6 protein-coding genes and 1 pseudogene are annotated in these 7,443 nt (G+C 71.6%); 5 read left to right on the top strand and 2 right to left on the bottom strand.

Features of this window, described 5'->3' with window-relative positions:
- The 3 genes and pseudogenes from ACWEVO_RS24230 to ACWEVO_RS24220 all read left to right on the top strand — a co-directional run.
- Positions 1-244 (top strand): annotated as a pseudogene (locus ACWEVO_RS24230) (YidC/Oxa1 family membrane protein insertase); the annotation flags it as partial.
- A gap of 77 nt (positions 245-321) precedes the next feature.
- Positions 322-1,728 (top strand): carbohydrate-binding protein, encoded by a 1,407-nt coding sequence (locus ACWEVO_RS24225; protein WP_452309809.1) that lies wholly within the window; start codon positions 322-324, stop codon positions 1,726-1,728.
- Between the two features lie 135 nt (positions 1,729-1,863).
- The gene (locus tag ACWEVO_RS24220; protein ID WP_452309808.1) at positions 1,864-3,429 is read left to right on the top strand and encodes a cellulose binding domain-containing protein; all 1,566 of its coding nucleotides are present in this window, start codon (positions 1,864-1,866) and stop codon (positions 3,427-3,429) included.
- Between the two features lie 9 nt (positions 3,430-3,438).
- Here ACWEVO_RS24220 and ACWEVO_RS24215 read toward each other — a convergent pair whose 3' ends face one another.
- Positions 3,439-4,101, bottom strand: a complete 663-nt coding sequence (locus ACWEVO_RS24215; RefSeq protein ID WP_452309807.1) for a DedA family protein — start codon at positions 4,099-4,101, stop codon at positions 3,439-3,441.
- 78 nt (positions 4,102-4,179) lie between these two features.
- Positions 4,180-4,779 carry a DUF1349 domain-containing protein gene (locus ACWEVO_RS24210; RefSeq protein ID WP_452309806.1) on the bottom strand — a complete coding sequence of 200 codons (600 nt, stop codon included), beginning with the start codon at positions 4,777-4,779 and terminating at the stop codon, positions 4,180-4,182.
- Between the two features lie 73 nt (positions 4,780-4,852).
- Between ACWEVO_RS24210 and ACWEVO_RS24205 the strand changes: the two genes are divergently transcribed.
- The gene (locus ACWEVO_RS24205) at positions 4,853-6,505 is read left to right on the top strand and encodes an alpha-amylase family protein (protein ID WP_452309805.1); all 1,653 of its coding nucleotides are present in this window, start codon (positions 4,853-4,855) and stop codon (positions 6,503-6,505) included.
- A 55-nt stretch (positions 6,506-6,560) separates the two neighbouring features.
- Positions 6,561-7,319 carry a 3-oxoacyl-ACP reductase FabG gene (fabG, locus tag ACWEVO_RS24200; RefSeq protein WP_387134201.1) on the top strand — a complete coding sequence of 253 codons (759 nt, stop codon included), beginning with the start codon at positions 6,561-6,563 and terminating at the stop codon, positions 7,317-7,319.
- The last annotated feature ends 124 nt before the right edge of the window (positions 7,320-7,443 follow it).

The raw sequence follows: 7,443 nt of genomic DNA, 5'->3' as shown, positions 1-7,443 counted from the left end.
GTGGACCTCCGGGCGGGCCCGGCGGGCGGCGGCCGCGACCGGCACCGTGGCCGGTACACCGACGGAGGGGCCGGGCGCGGCCGTCCTCGGTCGGCTGGTGCCGCTGTTGCCGTACACGACCGTGCTGGTGGCGTTGGTGGTGCCGCTGGCGGCGGTGCTCTACCTGGTCACCACCACCGCGTGGACCGGGTTGGAGCAGGCCGTGCTGCGCCGTCCGCAGCCGACATCCATCGACGTGCGTTGACAAGGCGGGGACCGGGGGCGTACAAAACGCTCTCAGAGAGCGCTCTCCTGCCCCCGTCCCCGCAGAGAGGCACCCCGATGAATCCTGTCCCGGCGGCTCCGGCCGCCTCCTCCACCGTGCGCCGCCCCCGCCGCCGGCTCGCCCTGGGCGCGGCCGTGCTCGCCACCACCACCGCGGTGGCCACCGTCTCGATGGCTGCGCACGCGGCCGTGCCCCCGCCCGCCTCCGGCTGGAGCCTGGTGTGGAGCGACGACTTCACCGGCGCCGCCGGCGCCCTGCCCTCGTCCGCCAACTGGATCATCGACACCGGCACCAGCTACCCGGGCGGCCCGGCCAACTGGGGCACCGGCGAGATCCAGACCTACACCTCGAACACCGCCAACCTCGCCCAGGACGGCGCCGGCAATCTCCGGATCACCCCGCTGCGGGACACCGCCGGTCGGTGGACCTCGGCCCGGATCGAGACCGTCCGCGCCGACTTCAAGCCGCCCGCCGGGGGAGTGCTGGCGATCGAGGGCCGGATCCAGATGCCGAACGTCACCGGCGCGGAGGCGGCCGGCTACTGGCCGGCGTTCTGGTCGCTCGGCTCGCCGTACCGGGGCAACTACCAGAACTGGCCCGGCATCGGCGAGATCGACGTGATGGAGAACGTCAACGGGCTCAACCAGGTCTGGGGGACGCTGCACTGCGGGGTCGCCCCGGGCGGCCCGTGCAACGAGTTCAACGGCCTGGGCAACACCCGGGCCTGCCCCGGCAGCACCTGCCAGTCCGCGTTCCACACCTACCGCACCGAGTGGGACGCCTCGGTCAGCCCGCAGCAGCTGCGCTGGTACGTGGACGGCCAACTCTTCCACACCGTCAGCCAGAGCCAGATCGGCGAGCCGTACTGGACCCAGATGACCGGGCACGGCGGGTACTTCCTGCTGCTCAACGTGGCGATGGGCGGCTCGTTCCCGAACGGCGTGGCCGGCTACACCACGCCGACCGGGTCGACCGTCTCCGGCCGGCCGATGCTGGTCGACTACGTCGCGGTCTACGCCCGGGGAGGCGGGACCACCACGCCGCCCCCCTCGGGGACCGTGGACGCGTACTCGACCATCCAGGCCGAGGCGTACAACGCGCAGAACGGGGTGCAGGTGGAGGCGTGCGCCGAGGGTGGCCAGAACATCGGCTGGCTCGCCAGCGGTGACTGGGCCCGGTACGACAACGTGGACTTCGGCAGCACCCCGCCGAGGGACTTCGTGGCCCGGGTCGCCTCCGGCGCGCCGAGCGGGGTGAGCGGCCTGGTCCAGGTGCGGGTGGACAGTCCGACCGCCACGCCGATCGGCAGCTTCGCGATCGCCGACACCGGCGGTTGGCAGAGCTGGCGCTCGGTGCCGGGCAACGTCTCGGCGGTCACCGGACGGCACACCGTCTACCTCACGTTCAGCAGCGGCCAGGGCGCCGACTTCGTCAACGTCAACTGGTTCACCTTCCGCCACTGAGCGGCGACCCGGAAGCCCTCCACCGGGGGCTTCCGGGTCCCCTCTGGACAGAAACAGTTAACACTCTTAATAATGGGCGCACGTCGACGGTCGTAAATACCTCTCCACCACCACAACGGTCCCCTGGAGGACGCCGTGAGACTCCGCTCCGCCCGCGCGGCCACGTTCGCCGCCGCGCTCGCCACCGCCCTGGCGGCGGCCACCGTACTGGCCGCGCCACCCGCCTCCGCCGCCACCGCCGCCTTCGTCCGCACCTCCAGCTGGGACACCGGGTACGAGGCGAAGTTCACCGTCACCAACGACAGTTCGGCCAGCATCTCCTCCTGGAACGTCCAGTTCGACCTGCCGGCCGGCAGCGCCGTCGGCTCCTACTGGGACGCGCTGCTGAGCACCTCCGGGCAGCACGTCACCGCCCTGAACCAGTCCTGGAACGGCACCCTCGCGCCGGGCGCCAGCACCACCTTCGGCTTCGTGGTCAGCGGTACCGGCAACCCGACCAACTGCACGGTCAACGGCGGCCCGTGCACCGGCGGGGGCGGCGGCACCCCGGGAGCCCCGGCCGCCCCCGGCGGCCTGCGCGTCACCGGCGTCACCAACACCTCGATCTCGCTGGCCTGGAACGCCGTCTCCGGCACGGTCAGCGGCTACCGGGTGTACGAGGGCAGCAGCGTGAAGGCCACCGTCACCGGCACCTCGGCCACCGTCTCCGGGCTGGCCGCCTGCACCGGGCACAGCTACACGGTCACCGCGTACAACGCCAGCGGCGAGTCGGCCAGGTCAGCGCCGGTGTCGGGCAGCACCACCGGCTGCACCGGCGGGGGCGGGGGCGCCATGGCCGCCGCGCCCTACCTCTACCCGGGCTGGGGCGACCCGCCCGCGCCGGCCACGGTGATGGGCGCGACCGGGATCAAGTGGTTCACCATCGCGTTCGTGCTCTCCGGCGGCGGCTGCACCCCGGCCTGGGACGGCACCGGCTCGCTCACCGGCAGCACCTGGGCCAACACCATCGCCGCGATCCGCGCCGCCGGGGGTGACGTGATCCCCTCGTTCGGCGGCTGGAGCGGCAACAAGCTCGGCCCGAACTGCTCCTCCGCCAGCGCCCTGGCCGGTGCCTACCAGCAGGTCATCAACGCGTACGGGCTGAAGGCGATCGACATCGACATCGAGAACACCGACGAGTTCGAGAACGAGGTGGTGCAGGACCGGATCCTCGGCGCCCTCAAGATCGTGAAGCAGAACAATCCCGGGCTGCGAACCATCGTCACGATCGGCACCTCGACCAGCGGGCCGTCCTGGTGGGGCACCCGCCTGATCAACCAGGCCGCCGCGCTCCAGGCCGACATCGACGTCTTCACCATCATGCCGTTCGACTTCGGCGGCGGGGCCAACATGTACCAGAGCACGGTGAACGCCGCCGAGGGGCTGAAGAACGCGCTCAAGACCGCGTTCGGCTGGTCCGACGCCACCGCGTACGCCCACATGGGCATCTCGGGCATGAACGGCCTCTCCGACCAGCAGGAGCTGACCTCGCCGGCGACCTGGACCCAGATCCGGGACTGGGCCAAGGCTCGCGGGCTCGCCCGCTTCACCTTCTGGTCGGTCAACCGGGACCGGCCCTGCCCCGGCGGGGGCGTGGTCTCCAACTGCTCCGGCATCTCCCAGAACACCTGGGAGTTCACCTCGATCACCGCGCAGTACTGAGCCCGCGGGTCAGCGGCCGGCGGTCACCGACCGCCGGTCGCGCCGCCGGCGTACCTTCTTCACCGCCCAGCTCACCACCATCAGCGCGAAGATCGCGAAGATCGCGTAGTTGAACCAGTCGCTGTACCGGGCGACATCCTGCCAGCGGGCGCCGAGGGCGAAGCCGAGCCCGACGATCAACCCGTTCCACACCCCGCTGCCGATCGTGGTGAGCAGCACGAACTCGCCCAGCGGCATCCGGTTCGCGCCGGCCGGGACGGAGACCAGGCTGCGCACCACGGGCACCACCCGGCCGATCAGGACCGCCCACCTGCCGTGCCGCTCGAACCAGCGGTCGGCCCTCTCCAGATCCTCCCGGTCCACCAGCGGGATGTGGTCGAGCCAGCGCTTCAGTCGTTCCTCGCCGAGCGCGGCGCCGAGCCAGTAGAGGACCAGCGCGCCGAGCAGCGACCCGGCCGTCGCGGCCAGCACGATCAGCCCCACGTGGAACCGGCCCTCGGCGGCCAGGTAGCCGGCCATGGCCAGGACGACCTCGCTGGGGATCGGCGGGATGATGCTCTCCAGGGCGACCAGCAGCGCCACACCGACGGCGCCCAGCGAGTCGATGACGCTCGCCACCCACCCGGTCAGCCCGCTGAACTGGTTCGGGTCGACGTTCTGGGCGAGAGCCATGGGCGTCCTTCCGCGCGTCGGGGATCGGAGAGACGTACCCGACGGCCGGCCGGCCACACCTTACGGTGAGCGGCCCCACTATCCCGCCGGGTGCAGCGCCTCGTCCGCCGGCCCGCGGCGCCAGCCGGTGAAGCGGACCACCAGGCCACCCCGGCTCGGTGAGCAGCAGTACGGCCCGGCGGACGCCTCCGCCGCCGGGTCCAGCGGGGCGACGCGGACCAGCCGCCACGGCTCGCCGGCCGCCCGGGCCCGCACGGTCAGCGCGTCGCCGGCCCGGCTGACCCGTACGCTCACCTCCCGCCCCGACCATTCCGGCACCGGGGCGACCGACCAGTCCGACAGCTCGTCGGTGACCACCGCGCCGACCTGCGGCCGACCGTCGCTGACCTCCACCCCGGCCTTGGTCCAGCGCCGGTCGTCCACCCGGACCAGCACCCCCGCCTGGTCGAACTGCGCGGCGTAGTCGAGCTGGAAGCTCACCTCCACGGCGGTGTCCAGCGGGAACGGCGCCAGCAGCGCGGACCCGTCGTCGTGCACGAAGCCGTAGCTGGTCCGGCGCCAGAAGTCGCTGCCCCCGCGCGGTTCGACCAGCAGGTCGGGACCGGAGGAGTCGGCCCGCTGCGGCGGGTTCAGCCAGCTGCCGGTGGACCAGTCGACGGCTACGGTGTCGGCGCTCATCCGGGCACCGTACCGGGCCGTACCGGTGGATCGTGGGTTTGCCCGCCGGCCGAACCGGAGAAGTAAACCGGACATGGGTGAGCGGTGGTATCAGGAGGCGGTCGTCTACTGCCTCGACGTCGACACGTTCGCGGACTCCAATGGCGACGGAGTGGGTGACTTCCGCGGCCTGATCGGCCGGCTGGACTATCTGGCCCGGCTGGGGGTGAACTGCCTCTGGCTGCATCCGATCCACCCGTCGCCCAACCGGGACGACGGCTACGACGTCACCGACTTCTACAACGTGAGCCCGAAGCTGGGCACCCTCGGCGACTTCGCCGAGCTGCTGCACCAGGCGAAGAACAAGGGCATCCACGTGATCATCGACCTGGTGGTCAACCACACCTCGGACGAACACCCGTGGTTCCAGTCGGCCCGCTCCTCGCCCGACTCGCCGTACCGCGACTGGTACGTCTGGAGCGACGAGGCGCCGCCGGACCGCCACCAGGGCATGGTGTTCCCGGGCGAGCAGAACGAGACGTGGAGCTACGACCGGACCGCGAAGGCCTGGTACTACCACCGCTTCTACAAGTTCCAGCCGGACCTCAACGCGGCCAACCCGGAGGTCCGGGCCGAGATCAAGAAGATCATGTCGTTCTGGCTCCAGCTCGGCGTCTCCGGGTTCCGGATGGACGCGGTGCCGTTCATCATCGAGCTGACCGAGCCGGGGAACCCGGACTCGCCGAAGGACCTGGAGTTCCTGACCGAGCTGCGTCAGCACGTGCAGTGGCGCCGGGGCGACGCGGTCCTGCTGGCCGAGGCGAACGTCGAGCCGGACCAGCTGCCGGTCTACTTCGGCGACAGCGGCGGCTCGGCCAACCGGATCCACATGCTCTTCGACTTCATGATGAACGGGCGCCTGATGCTGGCCCTGGCCCGGCAGGACCCGGAGCCGGTGATCGAGGCGCTGCGGGACACCCCGGCCCTGCCCGAGGGCGGGCAGTGGGCCACCTTCCTGCGCAACCACGACGAGATCGACCTGTCGCGGCTCACTGCCGAGCAGCGCAACCAGGTGTACGAGCAGTTCGGGCCGGACGAGAACATGCGGCTCTACGGCCGGGGCATCCGCCGCCGGCTGGCCCCGATGCTCGGCAACGACCGGCGCCGCATCGAGCTGGCGTATGCGCTCCAGTTCTCGCTGCGCGGCACGCCGGTGCTGCGCTACGGCGAGGAGATCGGCATGGGGGAGGACCTGTCGCTGCCGGGCCGGCAGGCGATCCGTACCCCGATGCAGTGGTCGTACCGGGAGAACGCCGGCTTCTCCACGGCGGACCCGGAGAAGCTGGTCCGGCCGGTGGTCGACAAGGGTGAGTACGGCTACCAGCGGGTCAACGTCACCGCCCAGCGCAAGGACCCCCGGTCGCTGCTGGGCTGGTTCGAGCGGATGATCCGTACGCTGCGGGAGGCCCCGGAGATCGGCTCGGGCTCGACCAGCCACATCGACGTGCCGATGCCGCCGGGCGTGCTCGCGCACCGGGCCGACGGACCGACCGGGACCATGGTCTTCCTGCACAACCTGGGCACCGAGGACGTCGAGGTCGACCTGAGCGTCCTCGCTCCGGAGGCGGACCTGCCGATCGACGTGCTCACCGACCGCAACTACGAGGATGTCGGCAAGCTGGACCGGCTCAAGCTCGCCGGTTACGGCTACCGGTGGATCCGCCTCTGCCGGGGCCAGCACGTCTGACTTCGCGACCGGGGTTAAGCTCCTTCGATCGAGCCCAAGTTACCGGGAGGTAATCATGTCGGAGGAGCCCCGCGTCGCCATCGTGACCGGAGCCGCGCGCGGCATCGGGGCGGCCACCGCCCGCCGGCTGGCCGCCGACGGCATGGCCGTCGCCGTGGTCGACATCGAGGAGTCGGCGACCAAGGAGACCGTCGACGCCATCGCCGCCGCCGGCGGCCGGGCCCTGGGGGTCGGCGCCGACGTCTCCGACCGGGCCCAGGTGGAGGCCGCCGTCGAGCGGGTCGCCGCCGAGCTGGGCGCGCCGACCGTGCTGGTCAACAACGCGGGTGTGCTCCGGGACAACCTGCTGTTCAAGATGACCGACGCCGACTGGGACACGGTCATGGGCGTGCACCTGCGCGGGGCGTTCCTGTTCAGCCAGGCCGCGCAGAAGCACATGGTCGAGCGGAAGTGGGGCCGGATCGTCAACCTCTCCAGCACCTCCGCGCTGGGCAACCGGGGCCAGGCGAACTACTCCGCCGCCAAGGCCGGCCTGCAGGGCTTCACCAAGACGCTGGCCATCGAGCTGGGCCCGTTCGGGGTGACCGTCAACGCGGTCGCGCCGGGCTTCATCGTCACCGACATGACCGCCGCCACCGCGGCCCGGATGAAGGTCGACTTCGAGGCGCTCCAGCAGCACGCCGCCGCCGAGATCCCGGTCCGCCGCACCGGCCGGCCCGAGGACATCGCCCACACCATCTCCTTCCTGGCCAGCGAGGGCGCCTCCTTCGTCTCCGGCCAGGTCATCTACGTCGCCGGCGGCCCCAAGGACTGACCCGCCGCCCGCCCCGCGAATCGGCCACTCTTTCCCGGAAAGAGTGGCCATTCCGCCTTCGAAGGCCACTCTTTCCGCGAAAGAGGCCGCGCCGGCGCGGGGCGCGCGGCGCGGGGCGCGGGGC

Source organism: Micromonospora sp. NPDC003776, from assembly GCF_053605645.1.
This window is presented reverse-complemented; position numbering and strand designations above follow the sequence as displayed.